At 69.2% G+C, this 22,106-nt stretch carries 16 protein-coding genes and 1 pseudogene; 7 read left to right on the forward strand and 10 right to left on the reverse strand.

Going from position 1 to position 22,106, the window contains the following annotated elements; all coding sequences use genetic code 11:
- Positions 1-149: 149 nt before the first annotated feature.
- The 5 genes from hisS (at position 150) to ACW17V_RS00925 (ending at position 5,307) form a co-directional block, all read left to right on the forward strand.
- Positions 150-1,637 carry a histidine--tRNA ligase gene (hisS, locus tag ACW17V_RS00905; RefSeq protein ID WP_492107030.1) on the forward strand — a complete coding sequence of 496 codons (1,488 nt, stop codon included), beginning with the start codon at positions 150-152 and terminating at the stop codon, positions 1,635-1,637.
- Between the two features lie 3 nt (positions 1,638-1,640).
- Positions 1,641-2,768, forward strand: a complete 1,128-nt coding sequence (locus tag ACW17V_RS00910) for an ATP phosphoribosyltransferase regulatory subunit (protein ID WP_492107031.1) — start codon at positions 1,641-1,643, stop codon at positions 2,766-2,768.
- Positions 2,765-3,727: an ATP phosphoribosyltransferase gene (gene hisG / locus ACW17V_RS00915; RefSeq protein WP_492107032.1), complete on the forward strand. Its 963-nt coding sequence runs from the start codon at positions 2,765-2,767 to the stop codon at positions 3,725-3,727. Before ACW17V_RS00910 ends, hisG begins: the two co-directional genes overlap by 4 nt.
- Positions 3,728-4,180: 453 nt before the next feature.
- Positions 4,181-4,612 carry a hypothetical protein gene (locus ACW17V_RS00920; RefSeq protein ID WP_492107033.1) on the forward strand — a complete coding sequence of 144 codons (432 nt, stop codon included), beginning with the start codon at positions 4,181-4,183 and terminating at the stop codon, positions 4,610-4,612.
- Entirely contained in the window at positions 4,609-5,307 is a 699-nt protein-coding gene (locus ACW17V_RS00925; RefSeq protein WP_492107034.1) for an HTTM domain-containing protein, read from the forward strand. The genes ACW17V_RS00920 and ACW17V_RS00925 overlap by 4 nt, the downstream gene beginning before the upstream one ends.
- A 15-nt stretch (positions 5,308-5,322) precedes the next feature.
- Here the strand turns inward: ACW17V_RS00925 and ACW17V_RS00930 are convergent.
- The 9 genes and pseudogenes from ACW17V_RS00930 to ybaL all read right to left on the reverse strand — a co-directional run bounded on the left by ACW17V_RS00930 (position 5,323) and on the right by ybaL (position 17,367).
- A pseudogene (locus tag ACW17V_RS00930) lies at positions 5,323-5,517 on the reverse strand (hypothetical protein).
- A 67-nt stretch (positions 5,518-5,584) separates the two neighbouring features.
- Positions 5,585-7,930, reverse strand: a complete 2,346-nt coding sequence (locus ACW17V_RS00935; protein WP_492107035.1) for a glycoside hydrolase family 95 protein — start codon at positions 7,928-7,930, stop codon at positions 5,585-5,587.
- Positions 7,931-8,124: 194 nt separating this feature from the next.
- Positions 8,125-10,242, reverse strand: coding sequence for a M13 family metallopeptidase (locus ACW17V_RS00940; RefSeq protein WP_492107036.1), 2,118 nt, complete (start codon positions 10,240-10,242; stop codon positions 8,125-8,127).
- Positions 10,243-10,338: 96 nt separating this feature from the next.
- Positions 10,339-10,824: a copper chaperone PCu(A)C gene (locus ACW17V_RS00945; RefSeq protein ID WP_492107037.1), complete on the reverse strand. Its 486-nt coding sequence runs from the start codon at positions 10,822-10,824 to the stop codon at positions 10,339-10,341.
- Positions 10,825-10,841: 17 nt separating this feature from the next.
- The gene (locus ACW17V_RS00950) at positions 10,842-11,345 is read right to left on the reverse strand and encodes a YcnI family protein (RefSeq protein ID WP_492107038.1); all 504 of its coding nucleotides are present in this window, start codon (positions 11,343-11,345) and stop codon (positions 10,842-10,844) included.
- Positions 11,346-11,354: 9 nt separating this feature from the next.
- Entirely contained in the window at positions 11,355-13,439 is a 2,085-nt protein-coding gene (locus ACW17V_RS00955; RefSeq protein ID WP_492107039.1) for a TonB-dependent receptor family protein, read from the reverse strand.
- 68 nt (positions 13,440-13,507) lie between these two features.
- On the reverse strand, positions 13,508-13,903 hold the full coding sequence (locus ACW17V_RS00960) for a DUF2946 family protein (protein ID WP_492107040.1): 396 nt from the start codon (positions 13,901-13,903) through the stop codon (positions 13,508-13,510).
- A 265-nt stretch (positions 13,904-14,168) separates the two neighbouring features.
- Positions 14,169-15,329, reverse strand: a complete 1,161-nt coding sequence (locus ACW17V_RS00965) for a serine hydrolase domain-containing protein (protein WP_492107041.1) — start codon at positions 15,327-15,329, stop codon at positions 14,169-14,171.
- A 373-nt stretch (positions 15,330-15,702) separates the two neighbouring features.
- Positions 15,703-17,367, reverse strand: a complete 1,665-nt coding sequence (gene ybaL / locus ACW17V_RS00970; RefSeq protein WP_492107042.1) for a YbaL family putative K(+) efflux transporter — start codon at positions 17,365-17,367, stop codon at positions 15,703-15,705.
- A gap of 71 nt (positions 17,368-17,438) precedes the next feature.
- Here ybaL and ACW17V_RS00975 point away from each other — a divergent pair, with 71 nt between their 5' ends.
- Both ACW17V_RS00975 and ACW17V_RS00980 read left to right on the forward strand, forming a co-directional pair.
- On the forward strand, positions 17,439-17,699 hold the full coding sequence (locus ACW17V_RS00975; protein WP_492107043.1) for a helix-turn-helix transcriptional regulator: 261 nt from the start codon (positions 17,439-17,441) through the stop codon (positions 17,697-17,699).
- A 21-nt stretch (positions 17,700-17,720) separates the two neighbouring features.
- The gene (locus tag ACW17V_RS00980) at positions 17,721-19,526 is read left to right on the forward strand and encodes a cation:proton antiporter domain-containing protein (RefSeq protein ID WP_492107044.1); all 1,806 of its coding nucleotides are present in this window, start codon (positions 17,721-17,723) and stop codon (positions 19,524-19,526) included.
- Here the strand turns inward: ACW17V_RS00980 and ligD are convergent, their stop codons facing one another.
- Complete coding sequence (gene ligD, locus ACW17V_RS00985) at positions 19,527-22,091, reverse strand: DNA ligase D (RefSeq protein WP_492107045.1); 2,565 nt, start codon at positions 22,089-22,091, stop codon at positions 19,527-19,529. It abuts the gene before it with no gap.
- Between the last annotated feature and the right edge of the window lie 15 nt (positions 22,092-22,106).

Consider the following 22,106-nt stretch of genomic DNA (forward strand, 5'->3'; position numbering starts at 1 on the left):
ACGGCCGCCACCACCATCCGACCTCGCCTCGCGGGATCGGCCGGGTCCGCTCGCTCTAGAAGCAAGCCCCCTGCCTGAGCCCCGCCTAGCGGATGGGGCTTTGCTGCAAGCGCCATCCGTCGAAGCCTTTGAGTATCCAAGGACCGACGATGCCCGACGACACCAAGACCGACGCTGCCCAGACCTTCCGCCCCGAAGCCCGCGCCCCGCGCGGCTTCGCCGACAAGCGCGCCCGCGACCTGCGGGCCGAGCGCGCCATCCTGGAGGCGGTGTCGAAGGTCTATGAGCGGCACGGCTTCGAGGCGCTGGACACCGGGGCCTTCGAATATGCCGACGCCCTGGGCAAGTTCCTGCCCGACAGCGACCGTCCCAATGAGGGCGTGTTCGCCCTGCAGGACGACGATGATCAATGGATGGCGCTGCGCTACGACCTGACCGCGCCCCTGGCCCGCTTCGCGGCCCAGAACTGGGAGACCCTGCCCAAGCCGTTCCGCCGCTATGCCTATGGCCCGGTGTGGCGCAACGAGAAGCCCGGCCCCGGCCGCTTCCGCGAATTCATCCAGTGCGACGCCGACACGGTGGGCTCGGCCCGGCCCGAGGCCGACGCCGAGATCATCGCCATGGCCGTGGCGGGTCTGGAAGCCGCCGGCCTGCCGCGCGGCTCGGCCGTGCTGCGGATCAACAATCGCAAGCTGCTGAACGGCCTTCTGACCTCGGCCGGGGTCGAGACCGGCGGCCAGAAGCTGGCCGTGCTGCGCGCCGTCGACAAGCTGGACCGGCTGGGCGTCGAGGGCGTGCGCCTGCTGCTGGGCGAGGGCCGGTTGGACGAGAGCGGCGCCTTCACCAAGGGCGCGGGCCTGGTCGGCAAGGCCATCGACGCGGTGCTCGACTTCGTCCAGGCCGGCTCCGGCGGGCGCTCGGAGACCCTGAGCAAGATCGCCAATGTCATCGGCGGTTCGGCCGAGGGCGATGAGGGCCTCAATGAGCTGGCCCTGATCGACGCGGCCCTGAAGAGCCTGGGGGTCGCCGACGACCAGGCGATGTTCGAGCCATCGATCGTGCGCGGGCTGGAATACTACACCGGCGCGGTGTTCGAGGCCGAGCTGCTGCTGTCCACCCTCGATGAGAAGGGGAACAAGGTCTCGTTCGGCTCGATCGGCGGCGGCGGGCGCTATGACGATCTGATCGCGCGGTTCACCGGCCAGCCGGTGCCGGCCACCGGCTTCTCGTTCGGCGTCTCGCGCCTGGCCTCGGCCCTGCGGGCGGCGGGGCGCGAGCCCGGAGGGGTCGCACGAGGCCCGGTGGTGATCATCAATTTCGACCAGGCCCACATGGGCGAGTATTTCTCGGTCGCCGCCGACCTGCGCAACGCCGGCATTCCGGCCGAGGTCTATCTGGGAACCTCCGGCATGCGGCCGCAGATGAAATATGCCGACCGCCGGATGGCGCCGGCCGCCATCATGCTGGGCGGCGACGAGATCGCGGCCGGCACGGTGACGATCAAGGACCTGGATCTGGGCCGCGAGCTGGCCTCGGGCGTGGCCGACAACGCCGCCTGGAAGGCCGAGCGTCCCGGCCAGCAGACCATCCCGCGCGGCGAGCTGGTCGCGGCTGTCCGCAAGATCATTGAGGGCTGAGGCATGAGGCTCGAGCGTTCCATTCCCGCGGAGGCGCTGGGCGCCATCCGCGCCCCGCTGCTGGCGGCCGGGGCCGTGCTGACCGACGCGCCGGTGCTGCAGCCCCTGGGCCTGCTGCTGGACCTGGCCGGCGAGGCCATGCGGTCGCGATTGTTCGTGGTGTCCGGCGACGGGGGGGAGGAGGCGTGCCTGCGCCCCGACTTCACCGTGGCCATCGCCCGCGCGCACCTGGAGGCGGGGGCGGCGTCGGGGCGCTATCTCTATGACGGCAAGGCCTTCCGCGTCGCGCCGCGCGGCAGCGACCGGGCCGAGGAGTTCCTGCAGATCGGCGTCGAGGCCTTCGAGGCCGGCGACCCCGTCGCCGCCGACGCCGAGATCGCCGCCCTGGCCTGGGCTTCGTCGGCCGCCGGCGGGCGGTCTGACCTGTCGCTGGTGCTGGGCGACGTCGGGCTGTTCGGCGCCTTCGTCGACACGCTGGGCCTGGCCGCGCCCCTGGCCGCCCGCCTCAAGCGCGCCTTCACCCGGCCGCGCCAGCTGAAGATCGAGCTGGACGGCGGTGTCGAGGCCAGCGCCGAGCAGAGCCGCATCGCCGCCCTGCTGGCGGGTCTGCCCGAGGGCGAAGCCTCGGCGGTGTTGCAGGAGCTGTGGTCCCTGGCCGGCATCGAGCCGGTCGGCGGTCGCCGCCCCGCCGAGATCGCCCACCGCCTGGTCGAACGCGCCGAGGCCGCCAAGGCCGGCCGTCTGTCGCCCGAGCAGGCCGATGTGGTGCGCGCCTTCCTGGCGGTCAGCGACCGTCCGGGCGCGGCGCTGGACGCCATCTCGGCGCTGGCCGGCCCGCAGCGCGCGGCGCTGGACGCGGCCCTGGACGGCTGGCGGTCGCGTCTGGCCGGCATGGCCGCGCGCGGCGTGCCCGAGGACCGCATGGTGCTGACCGCCTCGTTCGGCCGGGCCTTCGGCTATTACGACGGCTACCTCTTCGAAGTGCGCAGCGCCGCCCTCGGCGACGAGCGGCCCGTGGCGGCCGGCGGTCGCTATGACGGCCTGCCGGCGCGTCTTGGCGCGGAACGAAAGACAGGCGCGGTGGGCTGCATGGTCCGCCCGGCCCGAGCCTATGCGGGAGGCGGCGAATGACTGCCCAGATGATCTTCGCCATCCCCTCCAAGGGCCGCCTGAAAGAGCAGGTCGAGGCCTGGCTGGCCGAATGCGGCTTCAAGCTGGAAATGACCGGCGGCTCGCGCGGCTATAGCGCTGAACTGTCGGGCCTGCCCGGGGTGTCGGTGCGGCTGCTGTCGGCCGGCGACATCGCCGCCGGCCTCGACGCCGGCGAGCTGCACCTGGGCGTCACGGGCGAGGACCTGCTGCGCGAGCGCGGCGACGACATGGACAGCCGGGTGATGCTGCTGCGCGCCCTGGGCTTTGGCCGCGCCGATCTGGTGGTCACCGCCCCCAAGAGCTGGCTGGACGTCGACACCATGGCCGATATCGACGAGGTCGGGCACGCTCATCTGGCCCGCACCGGCCGCCGCCTGCGCGTGGCGACCAAGTATGTCACCCAGACCCGGGCCTTCTTCGCTCGGCACGGCGTGGCCGACTACCGCATCGTCGAGAGCAGCGGCGCCACCGAGGGGGCCCCGGCCGCCGGCGCGGCGGAACTGGTCGTCGACATCACCACCACCGGCGCGACCCTGGCGGCCAACGGCCTGAAGATCCTGACCGACGGCGTGATCCTGAAAAGCCAGGCCCAGCTGACAGCCTCGCTGATCGCCGACTGGTCGCCCGAGCAACTGGGCAGCCTGCAACGCCTGCTGGCGGTAGTCGAGGCCAAGGGCCGGGCGCGGACGCTGGCCACCCTGGTCTGGCCCGCCGAGCAGGACGACCTGGCCCAGACCGCCGTCGCCGGCTTTGTCGCCAAGGGCGGCTCGCGCCGGACCAATGGCGCCCTGCTGGCCACCGCCGATCTGTTCGACGCCGCCGCCGCCCTGGCCGCCGCCGGGGTCGAGCCGGTCACCGTGTCGCGTCCCGACTATGTGTTCGAGTCGCGATCGCGGGTGCTGGACCAGCTGACCGCTCGCCTTGGGGGTAATATTTGACAAGGTAGTCAAAAATATCCTGAGAGATCAGTGATAAGTTTGACTGGGGCGTCCAAACTACGTCTATCTCGTCAAAAAAACGCTCAACCCGTTACAGAAATGGGCTTTGTTGCGTTGACACCGCCCCATTTATGACGTTTCTAACGCTTGCAAGGAAGAACAGAGCCCATCAGAGAGCTCCCTTCCTTCGGCGTTTCGGGGAGGAAACGCCCGCCTAGATCGAATGATCGAGAAATAGCCAGCCCGTCGCGATTATCCCCCGCGGCGGGTTTGGTGTATCTGGGCCTCGGCTTCCATATTTGACGCAAGAGTCAAAAACGCTGGCGCAGGTCGGCGGCGATGTTTCCACGCGACGACACGCGCCATTGCGCAAGGGGCGCGGGGGCGGAGATGATCGCGCCGCGCCGTAATGTGCGCCTGTCGATTCGCCCGTCCGCGGAGGAGGGATCCCTGTTGAAGCCCCTCGGCCTGCTGCTGCCGGCGCTGATCCCGTCCTGGAACTTCTTCGACGTGATCGCGCCCTCGCCGCGCATCGAATACGCCCTGGCCGCCTCGTCCGCTGTCCCCCAAGAGGGCTGGACCGAGTTTCGCCCCCGGCCCCAGACGGTGTCGGCTCGGACCCTGCTGGCCCGGCTGATCTGGAACCCGCGCTGGAACGAGACCCTGTTTCTGGTCAGCTGCGCCGAGCGGCTGATCAATGCGCCCACCGACCATAGCCAGGACGAGCTCTTCACGCGCCTGGCCGCCGATCTCCGGGGCAGCGCGCCTGCCGATGACTGGCTGAGCTTCCGGCTGGTCTTCGTCAGCCGCGAGGATGATGCGATCCAGCGCGAGGTGCTGTTCCAGTCGGCCCCGCGCCGGCTGGCGGCGATCGCGGCCCGATGACGCTCGAGAACGCCGCCCGCCTGACCGAGGCCCTGCTGGCCCTGGCCCTGATCCAGCAGAGCCTGGAGCACCTGAACGGCCCGCGCGCCGACCGGCCGCTGTTCCTGGCGCGGATCGGGCTTTGCGGCCTGGTGATCCTCGGCGCGGTCTCGCCCTGGCCGGGGGTCGATCTGGTGGGGCTGCTGGGCCTGGCCGCTCTGTCGCTGCTGATCCTGCAACGCTTCCAGGGACCCTATAATGGCGGCAGCGACCGCATGGGCCTGCTGGCCCTGTGGTGCCTGACCCTGTCGCGGCTGATGCCGACGCCGGCCCTGCAGGAGCTGGTCTTCGGCTATCTGGGGCTGCAGCTGATGCTGTCCTACTTCATTTCCGGCTGGGTCAAGGTGGTCAATCCCGAGTGGCGCGACGGCCGGGCCCTGGCCGACGTGTTCCGGTTCTCGGCCTATCCGGTCAGCGAGGACCTGCGCCGCCTGGCCGATCGACCGCGCCTGCTGCTGGTGATGTCCTGGGCGGTGATGCTGTTCGAACTGGCCTTTCCGCTGACCCTGCTGTCGCGCGAGACCCTGATCGCCGGCCTGGTGATCGCCGGGACCTTCCACCTGGCCAATGCCTGGCTGTTTGGCCTCAACCGCTTCTTCTGGACTTGGCTGTCGGTCTATCCGGCGATCCTGTGGCTGCAGGCGCGGGTGGTGTGAGAGCGGGGGCCACTTTCAGGGCGGAGGGCGGTTTCTGCTTTCGACCCATCGCGGACTTTGAATCCCTCTTCCAAAGGGAGAGGGAGGGGCCCGCCGCGAAGCGGTGGGAGGGTGAGGGGTTACGGTGGTTGACGGAGTGCCGGCACGCCGTCAACCACCGTAACCCCTCACCCCGACCCTCTCCCTATGGGAGAGGGAGCAACGCCGCATCCCACCCTTAGCCGACGTGCGGGGCGTCCGCTGTGGACGCTCAGTCCGACGGACCCGGCCGCCGTAGCTAGTCCCGCCGCAACTGGCCGCCCCGCAGGGTCAGTGCGACCGTCTCGCCGCGTTTCATATCCAGAGTCACGGACTGCCCGGCCATGAAGACGACGTGCCGGCCGGCCTCGGTCGCCGTCAGCGTCGCCCGCTCCAGAGCCCCATCCCGCCACCACACATCCACGCCCAGGGCGCCGCGCGCGCGCAGGCCGGTCATCCTGCCGGTGGGCCAGGCCGACGGCAGGGCGGGCAGAAGGTGCACCGCGCCGTTGCGGCTCTGCAGGATCATCTCGGTCATGCCGCTGGTCCCGCCGAAATTGCCGTCGATCTGGAATGGCGGGTGGGCGTCGAACAGGTTGGGATAGGTGCGCTCGGGACCCAGCAGCAGCTTGAGGATGCCGTGGGCGTGGTCGCCCTGGCCCAGTCGCGCCCACAGGTTCAGGCGCCAGGCGATGGCCCAGCCGGTCGACAGGTCGCCGCGCGTCTCCAGGGTCTTGCGGGCGGCGGCGGCCAGGTCGGGCGAGCCGTCCAGCGAGATCTGGTCGGACGGGAACAGGCCATACAGGTGCGAGACGTGGCGATGCTGGGGATCGGGAGCGTCGGCGTCCCAGTCTTCCTGCCACTCCTGAAGCTGGCCATCCTTGCCGATCCGGTAGGGCGCGAGCTTGTCGCGGGTGGCGGCGAACTGGGCGGCGAGCTCGGTGTCGAGGCCCAGCACCTTGGCGGCGGCGACGCACGAGCCCAGCAGGTCGCGGATGATGGCCTGGTCCATGGTCGGTCCGGCCGCCAGGGACGAGCCGTGGCCGTGGTCGTTCTCCGGGGAGATCGACGGGCTGGTGACAAGGTTTCCGGTGCTGGGATCGACGACCAGGGCGTCAAGGAAGAACAGCGCCGCGCCCTTCATCAGGGGATAGACGTCGGCCAGATAGGCCTTGTCGCGACCATAGTCGTAGTGGTCCCAAAGATGCTTGCACAGCCACGCGCCGCCCGTGGGCCAGACGCCCCAGAAGGCGCCGTCGATTGGAGCGGTGGCGCGCCAGAGGTCGGTGTTGTGGTGCGCCATCCAGCCGCGCGCGCCGTACATCGCCCTGGCCGTGCGGGCCCCGGTGATCGACAGATCCCGGACCATCTCGACCAGCGGGCTGACACATTCGGCCAGGCCCGTGGGCTCGGCGGGCCAGTAGTTCATCTGGGTATTGATGTTGATCGTGAACTTGCTGCCCCACGGCGGGTTCAGGCTGTCGTTCCACAGACCCTGCAGATTGGCCGGCTGGCCTCCCGGTCGCGAGCAGGCGATCAGCAGGTAGCGGCCGTACTGGTAGTACAGCGCCGCCAGGGCCGGATCGTGGGTGGTCTGAGACAGGCGGATGCGCTCGTCGGTGGGGCGCAGGGCCGCGCCGGTGGTTCCGAAATCGACGGCCACCTTGCGGAACAGGCGGCGGTGATCGGCGCGATGCGCGGCCAGCAGGCTGGGCCAGGTCTTCCGCGCGGCCCTGTTCAGGCGGCCGCGATTGTCGGCGGCCGGATCGCCGGATACGTCGTCGAAGCGGCGATAGCTGGTGCCGGCCGCGACCAGCAGCAGCACCTGATCCGCGCCGATGACCGACAGGCCTGTCGGGCCGGCGACGACCTTGCCGCCGGTGGCGATCACCCTGACCCGGCAATCCACCTTCAGCGCGGCGGCGAGGCCGTGCTGACCGCCATTGGCGCCGCTCAGCACCAGGGTGTCGCCGCCCTCGACGGTGATCTTCGGCTTCAGGGGGCTGTCAAAGGCCAGGTCGACATGGATCGCGCCGGGCTTGTCGGCGCCCAGCCGCACGGCGATCACCTGGTCGGGCGCGCTGGCGATCACCTCGCGCACATGGGCGACGCCGGCATGCGAGAAGCGGGTGCGCGCGGTGGCGGCGTCCAGATCCAGATCGCGGACATAGCCCTCGGCGGCGTCCGGCAGGCCGGGGAAGGTCAGCTTCAGATCGCCCAGGGTCTGGTAGGACATCTGCCGCAAGGGCCTGGCCATGAATTTGGCGTTGGCCAGCTGCATCGCCTCGGCGTACGCGCTCGCCGCGATCAGCCGGCGGATTTCGGGCAGGGCGCCGGCGGCTTCGGGATTGACCGGGTCATAGGGCCCGCCGCCCCACAGGGTGTTCTCATTCAGTTGCAGGCGCTCGGCCGCCACGCCGCCGAACACCATGGCTCCCAGCCGCCCCGAGCCCACCGGCAGGGCCTCGACCCATTCGCGGGCGGGCTGGCGATACCAGAGCCGCAGGTCGCTGGCGGTTTCCAGTGGCGCGGTCTGGCCCGCAAGGGGCAGCGCCAGGGCGGCCGAACCGGCCATCAGGGCCGCGCGACGGGTCAGGTCGGTCAAGGCGTTCTCCCTCGCGTCCGCCTCGAACGGGCGAATTCAGTCAGACGTTGTATTCATGGTAGCGTTATCATGGCAACCGACGACGCCACGGCGCTGACCTTGCTTTTCGCGGCCGTCCGTTTCCGGAGGATCGCGCAAAGAAAAAGGGCCGGCGCCTGAGCGCCAGCCCCCAAATTCCGGTCCGTTGACCGAGCCTACCAGATCTTCACGCGCTCTTCGGGCGCGACATACAGGGCGTCGCCCGGCTTGATGTCGAAGGCCGAGTACCAGCCCGGCTGGTTCCGCAGCGCGCCGTTGACGCGGTACAGGGCCGGGGAGTGGGGATCGCTGGCGATCTGCTGCTTGAGGGCGTCGTCGCGCAACTTCTGGCGCCACACCTGGGCCCAGCCCAGATAGACGCGCTGGTCGCCGGTGAAGCCGTCGATCACCGGGGCCGGCTTGCCGTCCAGCGAGGCGTGATAGGCGTCCAGGCCAAAGGCCAGGCCGCCCATGTCGCCGATGTTCTCGCCCATGGTCAGGCCGCCATTGACGTGCACGCCGGGGAAGGGCTCGAACGCCGAATACTGGGCGCCCAGCTTGTCGGCCTGGGTCTTGAACTTGGCGGCGTCTTCCGCCGTCCACCAGTCGCGCAGCACGCCGTCGCCGTCGGACTTGCGCCCTTGGTCGTCGAAGCCGTGGCCGATCTCGTGGCCGATCACCCCGCCGATGCCGCCATAGTTGACGGCCGGGTCGGCGTCCGGATGGAAGAACGGGGCCTGCAGGATGGCGGCCGGGAAGACGATCTCGTTATTGACCGAGTTGTAGTAGGCGTTGACCGTCTGCGGGGTCATGCCCCACTCGGCCTTGTCGACCGGGCCGTTCAGGCGCTCGACGTCCTTGCGCCATTCCCAGACCCCGGCGCGCTGGGCGTTGCCATAGGCGTCGCCCTCCTTGATCACCAGCTTGGAATAGTCTTCCCACTTGTCGGGATAGCCGATCTTGACGGTGAACTTGGCCAGTTTGTCCTGGGCCTTGACCTTGGTCTCGGCGCTCATCCAGTCGAGATTGTCGATCCGCACCTTCATGGTCGAGCGGATATTGGCCACCAGATCCAGCATCTTGGCCTTGGACTCGGGCGGGAAATAGGCCGCCACATAGTCCTGGCCGACCGCCTCGCCCAGCATGCCGTTGACCTGGGCCACGCCGCGCTTCCAGCGCGGGCGCTGTTCGGGCTGGCCCGACAGGGTCTTGTTGCGGAACTCGAAGCTGGCGTCGACGAAGCGCTTCGACAGCAGCGGGGCCGCGCCGTCGGTGACCTTGAACGCCTGCCAGGCCTTCAGGGTGTCCAGCGGGGTGGCGGCATAGATGGCCGCATATTTCGGGAACGAGGTGTTGGTGGTGACGATGAAGCGGTCGACCTGGGGCAGCTGGGTGCCCGGCAGGAAGGTCTTCCAGTCATAGCCCGGCGTCAGGGCCTGAAGCTCGGCCAGGGTGGCGGGGTTGTAGGTCTTGTCGCGGTTGCGGCGCTCGACGCGGGTCCAGTTGGCGTCGGCCAGCTTGGTTTCGAACTCGACGATGGCTTTCGCGTTCTCGGCGGGCTTGTCCCAGCCGGCCAGGGTCAGGACCTTTTCGACATAGGCCAGGTAGGCGGTCTTCTTGTCGGCGAACTTGGCGTCCAGATAGTAGTCGCGGTCGGGCAGGGACAGGCCGCCGACCCCGGCATAGACCGCATAGGCCTTGGGGTTCTTGGCGTCGGTCGAGATGCCCAGGCCGATCAGGCTGGTATAGGGCGCGACATTGCTCTTGCCCATCAGGGCGGTGAAGGCGTCCTTGCTCTTCACGGCCTTGATCTCGGCCAGGTACGGTGCGATCGGCTTGGCGTCCAGCGCCTCGATGGCGGCCTCGTCCATGAAGGCGCGATAGGCGGCGCCGACCTTGGCGCTGTCGCCCGCGGCGGCCTTGTTGGCGGCGGCGGCCTCGATGATGGCGCGGGTGCGGGCTTCCGACAGTTCCGACAGCTTGTCGAAATTGCCATAGCGGGTGCGGTCCGACGGGATCACCGTGCGGGCCTCCCAGGCGCCGTTGGCGAACTTGTAGAAGTCGTCGCCCGGCTTGACGGTGGTGTCCATGCCCGAGCTGTCGAAGCCCCAGGCGCCGTAGCGCGGCGAGTCCAGCGAGGTCAGGTCGGCGGCCGCGCCCTCCGAAGCCGGAGCAAACAGGGCCTGGGTCGTGCAGGCGTCATCAAGGCACAGATGGTCCTCGTGGGCCTGGGCGCCGAAGGCCGAAAGGGAAAGCGCGGCCACGGCGGCGGCGGCGAACCAGACTCGTTTCATGGAAGTCGTATCCGTTGGTGTGAGCTGGCCGCAATCTGCCCCGCCGTGGAAGTTTTGCTCCCTTACAAATTTGTCATGTCCGGCCAGAATGGGTGGCTAGTGGTGCTGGTGCTCGCCCATCGATCCTTGTGGGGCCTGGGGCGCGGCGCTCTGCACGGTCAGCTCGACAGCGGCGCGGCGGCCATTGTCGAAGACCAGCGTTACGGGAGCTTTTTGCCCCTGGGCCAAGGGCTGTTTCAGGCCAATCAGCATGAAGTGATAGCCGCCCGGCGCGAAGGCCACCGACCCGCCGGCCGGGATGGTCACGCCGTCGTCCTGGCGGCGCATGGTCATGACGCCATTGGCCATGGCTGAGCGATGGATCTCGACCTTGCCGGCCAGGGCGCTTTCGGCGCTGACCAGCTTCACCGGCTTGGCGCCGGCATTGGCGATGGTCATGAAGCCGACGCCGTTCATGCTGGCCATGGCCGGGCGGGTCCACGGATTGCCGATCGTCAGGGCGCCGACCTTGTAGTCGCCGGCCATGGCGGGCGCGGTGAAGGCGAGGACGGCCGCGAGGGCCAGGAGGCGTGCGCTGTGCATGGGATGTCTCCGGAAATTCAGTGCTGGTGGCCGGCCGGCATAGGCTCGACAGGCGTCAGGCGAAGGGTGGCGGCGGGGCGGGACAGCTTCTCGCCGGGCGCGTCCGGCGATGGAACTTCCGTCCACTGACTTTCACCCTTCTCGCAGGTCTGGATCACCGGAAACACCAGGGTGTCGCCGGCGGCGGGCAGTTTCATCAGCAGCGGAAACTCGTCGAACGCCTCGTCGGGCAGGCGGCCGACATAGGTCACCGCCGAGGGCGCGGCCTTGGGATCGGCGCCGGCCTCGCGCTCGATTTCATAGGTCCAGCCCGGCTTGGGCTGGGGCCGGGCCGAGACCACGCCGGGCGGGATCTCGATCCGGACCTTAAGGGTGGCGTCGCCCGCCGAGCAGGCATGGCCCACCCGGAAGGCGACGGCGGCGTAGGACCCCGCCCGCGCCGTGTCGGGCGCGGCGACGACGTGAGCCAGGGCGGGCAGGGGAGCGGCGAGGGCCAGCAGGGTGAGGGCGATCTTGCGCATCGAAATCTCCTAGAACTTGCCCGAGACGCCGACGAACACGCCGCGTCCCTCACCCGGCCAGAAGGCCGCCGTGTTTTCGATCGTCGCAGCCGTGACCGTGGCCGGATTGGCCAGCGGATTGACGGTGGCCACATAGCGCTTGTCCAGCAGATTGCGCGCATCGAGGAACACCGTCACCCCGTCGCGGGTATAGCCCGCCCCCAGCGAGGCGATGGCGTAGTCGGGCGCGCGGACCTTGTTGCGGAAATCGACGAACGGGCCGCGCGGCGACCACTCGACCGACGGGGCCACGAACCAGCCGGCCGGGTGCTCGTATTTCAGCTCGGCGCGGTAGAGGTGCTCAGGCACGATCGGCAGGGTGTTGTCGCCGTACTGGGCGTCGCCCTCGAAGTGGAAGTCCGACCAGGCCCAGGTCTGGCGCAGGCGAACGCGCTTGTTGAAGCGCCAGTCGAGGCCGGCTTCCAGGCCCTGGTGCACCGTCTCGTCGGCGTTGAAGGTGGCGGCCGGGTGGGCGGGATCGACCACGAAGCTCAGCAGCTCGTTCTTCAGCTCGGCGCGATAGAGGGCCAGATCCCAGGCGAAGGCGCCCTTGCGGCCGCGCGCGCCGATCTCGCCGGTCCAGGCCTTTTGCGGAACCACGGGCGCGAAGCCGGCGGCGGCGCTGGGCGAATAGGCCCCGAAATTGGGCGGCTCGACCGAGCGGGTCAGGTTGGCGAACACCTGGCTGTCCTGGTCGATCTGGAACAGCAGGCCCACACGCGGGGCCAGCCAGTCATAGTCGCGGCTGGCCGTCAGGTCGAAGGTCGAGGCGACGCCCGCCAGCTTGTAGCTGCGATAGTCGCGCTTGGCCGTTCCATAGGTGGCGCCCGCCACCAGGGCGACGCGCGGCGTGACGAAGAACCGGCCCTCGGCGAAGACATCCAGGGCCTCGGCGTTCTGGCGCGAGAAGGCCTGGGCCGCGCCCTGGGAGCCGCGCAGGTTCAGCCACTGGCGGGCGTCCAGATCACCGATCCGGTACGACGCGCCGGCGAACAGGTCAGCGGCGTGGCCGCCCAGCTCGCCCGTCCAGTCCAGCCGCCCGAAGGCTCCGAAGTTGCGGCTTTCCTGGTCGATGATCTGGAAGATCGGATGGTCCAGATCGCGCCAGGCGGCATGGACGCCGCCCTCGAACACGGTGCTGTCGCTCAATCGCCAGGTGATCTGCATGCTGGCCCGGGCGTTGCGCATGTTGCGCCCGTAGTTGTTGGTCAGGTTACCGGCGGCGGCTTTCTCGGGGCTGTTCAGCGCCTGGGCCAGGGTCACCGAGCCGGCGATCTGCTGGCGCAGGTCCGCGCCGCTGACATACAGGCGAACCTCGCGGTCCTCGCCGAAGCTTTGGCCGATATTGGCCGACAGGCGGGCGGCCGAGCTGTTGCTCTGCTGGCGCCAGCCGTCGGCGTTCATCAGGGTGGCGCCGACGAAGATGTCGTTGTCGCCGACCAAGCCCCCCAATTGCCGCGCCACCTCGCCATGCAGGCGGGCCGTGCCGAACGAGCCGCCCTCGACCCGCACCAGGGTGTCGGCCCCGGCCGTCTTGCCCGTCGGCGTCACGAAATTGATCGCCCCGCCCAGCAGGGCCCCGCCGAAGCGCAGGGCGTTGCCGCCCTTGTAGACCTCGGTGTAGCGGGCCAGCAGCGGGTCGATCAGCTGATAGTCGCCATAGCCGTCGGCCTCGTTCAGGGGCACGCCGTCCTGGGCCAGCAGGGTTCCGCGATTGTGATTGGCGTTGCCGATGCCCGAACCCCGGATCGACAGGCGGGTATCCTCGCCGAACTTCTTCTGGGCGAACACGCCGGGCACGTCGCGGACAGTGTCGTTGAGGCCCAGGGCGAAGCGGTTGGCATAGGCTTCCGACGAGATCACGGCCACCGCGCCGGGGGTTTCCGACAGGCGCTTGCGGGCCTGGGCCACGGCGGGCGGGTCTTCGGGGTCGGGGCGGGCGGTGACCAGAACGGAGTCGAGGCGGGTCTGGTCGGCTTCGGCGGCGTGAGCAGCGGAAGACAGGCAGAGGGCGGCGGCGCCCAGCATGAGGGCGCGGCGGAAGGTGACGGTCATGGAAATCGCAGTCCTGAAAACGTGACGAGACGCGCGGGCGGCTTTCGCCGTGGCGCGGGCTTTTTAGGTCAGGCGTTCAGGAAGCTTGGGGGGCCCTGGCCGGGCGGACGCGGCGGCGCGCGGGCATGGCCGCGAACGCCCAGGGTGCGCACGATGGCGACCTCGAGGCGGACGGCGTAGCGCACGGGCGCGATGGTGGCGGCGGGGTCGGGGGTGATGGCGGCCAGGCTGGCGACCACGCACTGGCCACACTTGAAGCCGCCGAAGATCTTGGTGGGGACCGGCTCTTCGCCGCCTACCTTGACCAGCTTGGCGCCCTGCGCGGTACAGATGATGATCGCCTCGCCCGCGCTGGTCGAGCGGGCCATGGCGACCGCCGGAACCAGAGTCTGGGCCAGCACCGCGAGCGCCGCCAGCAGGGCGACGAGCAGGGTGGGGCCGGATCTGGCGCGACGGGCGGTCATGGTCTGGGGTGACTAGGCGCTGGCGTGTGCGGGGTCAATTGGGGTGTGTTTGGTTTTTGCCGGGTGGTGGTATGCGCCATGAGCCGACATTGGCCCAGCTCTGGAAACGTGACCTCCCGGGTCTCCGGCTCCGCAAAAATCCAGGCGGCGAGGACCCAAACCTGAAGGGTCCCGCCACCTGGTGTTGGACTGACGACGCCCTGCCTTGAACCGATCGGCTTTTGCCAACCGCCAATCCGGCCGCCCTCGCGACGAGACGCTATCGTCAGTTTTCGACCGCGAGATCGGGGATGTATTGCGACGCAATCCTGTCGACAAAACTGTGGGGCGAAGCGCCCAGCAGGTTCGTCAGAACGATCACCGTAAGGTCATCCTTGGGGTAGATGAAGATGGTCGCGCGATTGCCGCCCGTGGGCGTGATCGCGGGATGTTCCGCGCGGCGAATGACCGGCCAGCCCAGTCCATAGCCATTGATGGTCTTGTTGAAGCCGCGATAGCTTCCGTCGGGCAGTTGCTGCGGTGTCCAGAGCTGCTCGAGGCCCCTTTCGCTGACCAGTTCCCGCTTCTGCAGCGCGATAACCCATGCGGCCAGATCCGTGGCCGTGGCCTGAACGCCTGCGGTGGGATGCATGTAGGCCGGCCAAACCTCCTGGCGCGCAAGCGGGGTCTCGCTGCGCTCGGCGCCGACGACCTTCATGTCCGTGATCTGCAGCGTCAGATAGGTGTAGAGCCGGGCCAGCTCGGGCACGGTGTCGGCCGTGTTTCCAAAGCGTGCTTGCGCCATGCCCGCCACGTTGAACTGCCCCTCGCGCACGACATCAACGAAGCGCTTGCCCGAGAGCTTCTCGATGATCTTGCCCATCAGGGCATAGCCGGTCTGGTTGTAGGCATACTGCGTCCCGGGCGCATATCTCAGGGGAAGGTCCTGGACCTTTGCCCAGGCGGCATCGGGCTCGGCGCCGTCGATCAGCCGGGTATTGTCGTCGATGATCTCGGGCAGGCCTGATGTGTGCGTCAGGATCTGGCGGACCGTAATCGGTTTCCACGAGGGCGGCAGCTCTTCGAGATACTGCGTCACCGAGGCGTCGAGATCGAGCTTACCGGCCTCGACAAGCTGCATCGCCGCGACGCCGGTGAAGGCCTTGCTGACCGAGTTGATGCCGAAAACCGTGCGGTCCGTGACAGGCTTGGCGGTCTTGAGGTCGGACTGGCCGTAAGCGCCCTTGAAGATGATTTTGCCGTTTTTCACGATCGCCAGCTGGAGCCCCGGAATACGGCGGGACGCCATCTCGCTTTGAACCAGGCGTTCAATCGCCGCGGTCTTGCTATCCGCGTCTGCGATCTGCGTCGTCTGGGCGTTTGCGCTGTTGGCAAGGCCGCCCATGATCGCAATCAGGCCGATTGCGGCGGAAATATTCTTCAGCATTCTTTTGGCTATCCAGAGCTCGGGGGGGACCGGCCGCAATCGCGGATCGGGCGCAACGGCGCGTTGGCTGAGGGATGGGCTGGTCATGGCGTCGGTTGACCCGTTCGCTGCACGCCCGTCCACCCAGGCTCGGTCAATGGCATGGCTTGATCGGTGAACGGCGGTGCGTCCCGGCGAACTGTTGCCTCAAGGCGGACGGGGCTGTCAAATTTGAGTGCGGCAGCGGCCAAGCAGGATCGGCTCCCGATCTGACGCTACTCAGGATGAGTGGTGCATAGGGGACTCGAATACCTGACCCCATCTTTGCGAACGTGATGTTCACTGGCCCTGAGCGGACCTTCCCAAGGTCGCCTAAGAGCCAAATTCAGCTCCCCTAATGCCCACCCGCCGCCGCGATCGGCTTCTTCTTCGGCGCCCGCGCCAGCATGCCCTTGGCGATCTCGTCCTCGCCGACCAGGGCGTGGCTGGCGCCCATGCTTTTCAGCAGTTCGACGTCGGCGTCGGTATAGGCCCGGGCGATGATCTCGGCCTTGGGGTTGGCGGCGCGGGCCTGTTCGATGATCCGGGCGGCCTCGAAGGGGCTGGGCACGGCGACGAACAGGTGGGTGGCTCTGGCGAGGCCGGCCTTCAGCAGCACCTCGGGCAGCACCGCATTGCCGTTGACCACCTCGAAGCCGGCGGCGCGCAGTTCGGCGGCGCGTTCGGCGTCGTCCTCGATCACCACCAGCGGCGTGCGGCCCTTCAGGCCCTCGGCCACCCGCTTGCCGACCCGGCCATAGCCGACCAGCAGGGCGTGGGGCTGGGCGGCGGCGACTAGCGGCGGCTCGCCGGCCGCCGCGCGCTCGCGGGCGATCATCCGGGGCAGGAACCGGTCAAGGATCACGAACAGCAGCGGATTGACCAGGATCGACAGTATGGCGCCGGCCAGGATCAGGTCGCGGCCGGCTTCCGGCAGCAGCTTCAGGGACACGCCCAGCCCCGCCAGGATGAACGAGAACTCGCCGATCTGGGCCAGGCTGGCCGAGATGGTCAGGGCCGTGCTCATCGGACGACGGAAGGCCAGGACAATGATCAAGGCCGCGATCGACTTGCCCACCACGATGATCGCCAGGGTGGCCAGCACGGCCAGCGGCTCGCGAATCAGCACCATGGGGTCGAACAGCATGCCGATTGAGACGAAGAACAGCACCGCGAAGGCGTCGCGCAGGGGCAGGGTCTCGTTGGCGGCCTGTTGGGACAGCTCGCTCTCGGCCATGATCATGCCGGCGAAGAAGGCCCCCAGGGCGAACGACACGCCAAACAGGGTCGCCGAGCCGAACGCGACACCGAGCGCGATGGCCAGCACGCCCAGACGGAACAGCTCGCGCGAGCCGGTGTGGGCGATGCGGTGCAGGATCCACGGGATCACCCGGCGGCCGACGATCAGCATGAAGGCGACGAAGGCCACGACCTTGCCGATGGTGATGGCGAAGGCGCCGGCCACGCCGCCGGGACCGGGGGCGGCGGCCTCACCGCCCAGCATGCCCGACAGGGCCGGCAGCAGCACCAGGGCCAGCACCATGGCCAGATCCTCGACGATCAGCCAGCCCACGGCGATCTTGCCGCGCCCGGTTTCGATCAGCCGCCGCTCCTGCAGGGCGCGCAGCAGCACCACGGTCGAGGCCACCGAGAGGGCCAGGCCAAAGACGACGCCCGCCCCAATGGTCCAGCCCAGGGCCCAGGCCAGGCCCATGCCCATCAGGGTGGCGGCGGTGATCTGCACCACGGCGCCGGGGATGGCGATCTTGCGCACCGCCATCAGGTCTTTCAGCGAGAAATGCAGCCCGACCCCGAACATCAGCAGGATCACGCCGATCTCGGCCAGCTGCGGCGCCAGCTCCTGATCGGCCACATAGCCGGGCGTGAACGGCCCGACCATCACCCCGGCCACCAGATAGCCGACCAGCACCGGCAGCTTCAGCCGGTTGGCGATGGCGCCGAACACGAAGGCCAGCCCCAGGCCCGCGACGATGGTGACGATCAGTGAGGTATGGTGCAAAGGCTCTCCTTGACGGTCAGCTTTTTCGGGCGTACTCAACCAATATGGGTGACGTCACCCGGGTTCGCCAGATGCCACACGCAAAAATTCTCCTGCCGGCCCAGTGTCGGGGCGCCCGCGGCCTGCTCAGCTGGTCTCAGGGCGATCTCGCCGATCGGGCGGGGGTGTCGCGCAGCACGGTCAAGGACTTCGAGACCGAGCGTCATGCGTTGCACCATAGCACCGAACGGCTTCTGATCGAGGCGCTGGAGGCGGGCGGGGTCGTGCTGATCGCGCCGGGCAGCGCCCAGGGCGACGCCGGCGCGGGCGTTCGACTGAAGTTGGCGAGCTAGCGGACCGGAGCGGGAGGGCGCGTGCAGCACGAGGTTTCACCAGCGGACTACAAGGACCTGGTCCTGTTCCTGGCCACCGCGGGCGTCGTCGCGCCGATCTTCAAGCGCCTGAAGCTCAATCCGATCCTGGGCTTCCTGCTGGCCGGGGTGATCCTGGGACCGTTCGGCCTGGGCCGCTTCATCCACGTGGCCCCGTGGCTCGACTATGTCACCGTCGACAATCCCGATGAAATCGCCCAACTGGCCGAGTTCGGCGTCGTCTTCCTGCTGTTCATGATCGGGCTGGAGCTGTCGTGGGAGCGGCTGCGGCTGATGCGCAAGCTGGTGTTCGGCCTGGGCGCGGCCCAGATGATCGGCTGCTCGATCGCCCTGGGGCTGGGGGCCATGGCCCTGGGCCAGCCGCCGGTTTCCGCCCTGGCCATTGGCGCGGCCCTGACCCTGTCCTCGACCGCCATCGCCGTGCCGGTGCTGGCCGAGCGGCGCAGGCTGCATTCCGACGGCGGACGGGCCACCTTCTCGGTGCTGCTGTTCCAGGACCTGGCCGTGGCCCCGATCCTGATCACCCTGACCATACTGGGACGCGGCGACGGGGCGTTCGCGCTGAAGGACCTGATGGCCCTGGCCCCGGCGGCCCTGGGCCTGGGCGGCATCGTGCTTGTGGGGCGCCTGCTCCTGCGGCCGATGCTGAAGTCGGTCGCCAAGGCCAAGAGCGAAGAGATGTTCATGGCCGCCTGCCTGCTGGTGATCATCGGCGCGGGCATGGTCAGCGCGCTGTCGGGCCTGTCGATGGCCCTGGGCGCCTTCGTGGCCGGGGTGTTGCTGGCCGAGACCGAGTATCGCCACGAGGTCGAGGTCAAGATCGAGCCCTTCAAGGGCCTGCTGCTGAGCCTGTTCTTCGTGTCGCTGGGCATTCGCCTGGACCTGTCGCTGCTGGTGGCCAATCCGGTGCTGATCCTGGGCGTCGCCATCGGCCTGCTGGTGGTCAAGGCGGCGATGGTGTTCGGCCTGGGCCTGGCCATGAAGCTGGGGGCCAAGGCCTCGGCCGAGGCGGCCCTGATCCTGGCGGCCGGCGGCGAGTTCGCCTTCGTCATTCTCGACAACGCCATGGGCGCCCAGGTGGTGCCGCGCGATGTGGGCCAGGCCGTGCTGGTTTCGGCGACCCTGACCATGTTCCTGATTCCCGGCCTGGCGGCGCTGGGCGCGCGGCTGGGCCGCAAGGTCGGCGCCGTCAAGACGTCGGAAGCGCCGCCCGTCGAAGGCGTGGCGAACGAGCCCGACCGCGTCGGACCCGAGCCCACCGGCCAGGTGCTGGTGATCGGCTATGGTCGGGTGGGCAAGCTGGTCGGCGACATGCTGGGCCGCCACGACCTGTCCTGGATCGCCGTCGAGCGCGACGCGCGCCTGGTGGAGCAGGGGCGTCGCGAGGGCGGCCGCATCTATTATGGCGACGCCGCGCGGCTGGAGCTGCTGGAGCGCTGCGGCCTGGCCACCGCCCGGGCGGTGGTGGTGACCATGGACGCGCCGGAAGCCGCCGAGGCGGTGGTCGCCGCCGCGCGCGGCGCTCGGCCCGACCTGACCATCGTCGCCCGCGCCCGTGACGCCCGCCACGCCGCGCGGCTGTACGAGCTGGGCGCCACCGACGCCGTGCCCGAAACCATCGAGGCGTCCTTGCAGCTGTCCGAGGCCGTGCTGGTCGATATCGGCGTGCCGATGGGCCTGGTCATCGCCTCGATCCACGAGCGCCGCGACGAGTACCGCAAGGTGCTGAACCGTCCGGACGCGCTGGGCGGCCGTCGTCGGCGCCTGCGCGATGCGTCGCTGCGCTAGCTAGACCTTGCCCAGGCGCTTGATCGCCGTGGCCAGGGACCGCTGGCCCTCGCCATAATCTTCCCAGGCGCTCAGGCCGGCCATCAGGCCAGGAACCGTTCGCAGGGTGTATCGGGCCGGATCCAGCCCCGTCCTGACCTGGGTCCAGTTCAGCGGAAACGACACGGGCGCACCGGGCCGGCCGCGCGGCGACAGCGGGGCCACGGCCGTGGCCATCCGGTCATTGCGCAGATAGTCCAGGAAGATCCGCCCGGTCCGGTCCTTCTTGGCCATGGTGATCAGGAAGCGGTCGGGCGCGTCGGCCGCCATCGCCTTGCAGACGTCGCGGGCGAAGGCCTTGGCCGTGGGCCAGTCGATCCCTTTCGCCTTCAGCGGGGTGACCACATGCAGGCCCTTGCCGCCCGTGGTCTTGCAGAAGCTGACCAGCCCCAGGTCGTCGAGGCGATCACGCACCTCGCGCGCCGCCGCGATCACCTGGGCGAAGTCGACGTCGGGCGCCGGGTCCAGATCGAAGACCAGCCGCCCGGGCTGGTCGGGCAGGCCGGGCTCGCAGTTCCAGGGATGCAGCTCCACCGCGCCGATCTGGGCCGCGGCGATCAGGGCCTCGATGCGGTCCAGCTGCAGATAGGCCTTGGGATCGCCCGAGACCTCGACCTGCGTGAACAGCGACGAGGCGCCCCGGCTGGCGTGGCGCTGAAAGAAGGTCTCGCCGCCGATGCCGTCGGGCATGCGGATCAGCGAGCAGGGGCGACCCTTGATGTGCGGCAGCAGCCAGGGGCCCACCGCCTCGTAATAGCGGGCCAGGTCCAGCTTGGTCACGGGCTGGCCGTCGCCGCCATCCGGCCACAGCGCCTTGTCGGCGCTGGAGATCGAGACGCCCATGACGGTCGAGGCGCCGCCCTTGCCGACAGTGGCCGGAGCGGCGGCCCGGGACGTCGGCGTCTTCAGCGGCGTGGCGCCGGGGGCGGGGGTCTCGGCCTCGACCTCGGCGGCGGGCTTGTCTTCGCGCAGGCCCTTGAAGGCGGCCTGGCGGATCATGCCCTCGCCCGTGAAGCCGGCATATTCGATCTCGGCGACCAGTTCGGGCCTGACCCAGTGGATCCCGGCTGCCGCCCGGGGCGCGCCCTTGCCGCCGAAGGGACTCTTGCCGGTTTCCAGGGCGCGCAGCTTCGGCATCAGCCGGGCGACCTTGTCGCGGCCATAGCCCGTGCCGATCCGTCCCACATGCACCAGATGGTCGCCGCGATAGACGCCCGCCAGCAGCGAGCGGAACGCCTCGCCGGTCGTGGTCCAGCCACCGATCACCACCTCGTGGCCCTGCCGGCACTTGGACTTCACCCAGCTGTCGCTGCGGCCCGAGCGGTAGGGCGCGTCCAGTCGCTTGGAGATGATGCCCTCCAGATCCATCCGGCACGCCGACAGCAGCACCGCGTCGCCGGCGGTGACGAAGTGGTCGACATAGCGCAGCGTCGAGGTCGCGCCTTTCAGCGCGGCTTTCAGCCGGGCCTTGCGATCGGTCAGCGGCAGGTCGCGCAGATCGTCCGTGGCGTCGAACAGCAGGTCGAAGGCGAAGAAGATCAGGTCGTCGGTTCGCCCGTCCGATATCGCCGCCTGCAGGGCCGCGAAGTCCGGCGCGCCGGTATGGTCCAGGGCGACGACCTCGCCGTCGATGACGCCATCGGGCAGGCGGGCGCCGGCCTTGACGATGGCGGGGAACTTGGCCGACCAGTCCAGGCCCTTGCGGGTCAGAAGCGTCGCCTCGCCGTCCCGGATGCGCAGCTGCATGCGATAGCCGTCGAACTTGATCTCATGACCCCAGCCCGGTCCGGCCGGCGGCTTGTCGACCGATTTGCAGAGCTGCGGCTCGACGAAGGCGGGCGAGACCCTGGCCTTGGCGGCGGTGGCCGGCTTTCGACTTTTGTCGGTGTCCCAGACCGCGTCGGCCGCACCGCTGGCGGCGGTCATGAACGGCGTGGCCCCCTTGCCCTCGCCCTTGGCGATGTGCGCCAGGCTGCGACCCGAGGCGATGGAGCGGTCCTCGGCCGCCAGGGCGCCGCCTTCGCCGTCCACGGCCGCCGCGTCGCGGTGCTTGATCAGCAGCCAGTTGTGGCGCTTGCCCTCATCGCGCAGCCGCACCAGCACCCAGGAGCCGTGCAAGCGCCCGCCCTCCATGACGAACTTCAGCTCGCCCTTCTTCAGCGCCTTGTCGATATCCTCGAAGCCGGCTTCCGGCGCCCAGTAGCCCCGATCCCACAGCTGCACCGTCCCGCCGCCGTACTGGCCCTTGGGGATCGTGCCCTCGAAGTCGCCATAGTCGAGGGGATGGTCCTCGACCTCGACGGCCAGGCGCTTGTCCTTCGGATCCAGGGACGGCCCGCGCGTGACGGCCCAGGACCGGAAGACCCCGTCGTGCTCGAGCCGCAGGTCAAAGTGCAGGCGCGTGGCGTCGTGCTTCTGGATCACGAACCGCAGGCGGTCGGAGGCGACGACCCTGGCGTCTTCGCCCGACGGCTCGGCCGTCTGTTTGAAGTCCCGCTTTTCCCTGTAGCGCGCGAGTTTGGTCATCGGGCGTGGCTCCAA

Source organism: Caulobacter sp. FV2ye17ST (assembly GCF_058680955.1).

Excerpts from the sequence above, each read along its gene's own strand:
- ACW17V_RS00965 (WP_492107041.1), bottom strand. The coding sequence starts at position 15,329 with ATGCTGAAGAATATTTCCGCCGCAATCGGCCTGATTGCGATCATGGGC.
- ACW17V_RS00925 (WP_492107034.1), top strand. The coding sequence starts at position 4,609 with ATGACGCTCGAGAACGCCGCCCGCCTGACCGAGGCCCTGCTGGCCCTG.
- ACW17V_RS00950 (WP_492107038.1), bottom strand. The coding sequence starts at position 11,345 with ATGCGCAAGATCGCCCTCACCCTGCTGGCCCTCGCCGCTCCCCTGCCC.
- hisG (WP_492107032.1), top strand. The coding sequence starts at position 2,765 with ATGACTGCCCAGATGATCTTCGCCATCCCCTCCAAGGGCCGCCTGAAA.
- ACW17V_RS00960 (WP_492107040.1), bottom strand. The coding sequence starts at position 13,903 with ATGACCGCCCGTCGCGCCAGATCCGGCCCCACCCTGCTCGTCGCCCTG.
- ACW17V_RS00910 (WP_492107031.1), top strand. The coding sequence starts at position 1,641 with ATGAGGCTCGAGCGTTCCATTCCCGCGGAGGCGCTGGGCGCCATCCGC.
- ligD (WP_492107045.1), bottom strand. The coding sequence starts at position 22,091 with ATGACCAAACTCGCGCGCTACAGGGAAAAGCGGGACTTCAAACAGACG.
- ACW17V_RS00955 (WP_492107039.1), bottom strand. The coding sequence starts at position 13,439 with ATGACCGTCACCTTCCGCCGCGCCCTCATGCTGGGCGCCGCCGCCCTC.
- ACW17V_RS00940 (WP_492107036.1), bottom strand. The coding sequence starts at position 10,242 with ATGAAACGAGTCTGGTTCGCCGCCGCCGCCGTGGCCGCGCTTTCCCTT.
- hisS (WP_492107030.1), top strand. The coding sequence starts at position 150 with ATGCCCGACGACACCAAGACCGACGCTGCCCAGACCTTCCGCCCCGAA.
- ACW17V_RS00975 (WP_492107043.1), top strand. The coding sequence starts at position 17,439 with ATGCCACACGCAAAAATTCTCCTGCCGGCCCAGTGTCGGGGCGCCCGC.
- ACW17V_RS00945 (WP_492107037.1), bottom strand. The coding sequence starts at position 10,824 with ATGCACAGCGCACGCCTCCTGGCCCTCGCGGCCGTCCTCGCCTTCACC.